The organism is Rhodococcus sp. CX, assembly GCF_015865005.1.
GTDB lineage: Bacteria > Actinomycetota > Actinomycetes > Mycobacteriales > Mycobacteriaceae > Rhodococcus.
Window position 1 is genome coordinate 20,115 of sequence record NZ_JADZGH010000214.1, and the last position, 465, is coordinate 20,579.

General features: G+C 72.5%; 1 pseudogene. It reads left to right on the plus strand.

Annotated elements, in window-relative coordinates:
- Positions 1-465: pseudogene (locus tag I0Q12_RS23595) on the plus strand (transposase); the annotation flags it as partial.

Here is a 465-nt window from a genome sequence, read left to right on the forward strand (position 1 = left end):
GTCCGCCGCCGACAAGCAACTCGCGCAGCTCACCGTCCTCGACGACACCATGGTGCTGACGGTGAAACTGCCCACCACCGCCGCCCCGACCGGGCGGGCGCACTGGAGGTCGGTGCGCCTGACCGCCGCGCTCCCACCGCACCTGCACGGCCGGGCGGTCACACAGTGGCATCTGCCGACCCTGACCCTCGACACTCGGGGTCTGCTGCTGCGGTGCGCCGCCACCGAAGCCGTCCCCGCCGGCGACCTCGCGGCGGGCACGGTCGCGGTGGGGGTGGATTGGTCACCGGCCACCCTCGGCGCCGCGGCGATTGTCGCGAAACGCCCGGATGGGTTGGTGTCGGACTTTCGGGGCTACAGCTACGACGATCGCGGACTCGGCATCACACTCGCCCGCCTCCAGACAGAAGGCCAATTCCTGCACCGCAAGGCCGCCCGGCTGCGCCGGCTCGCCGAGACCGCACC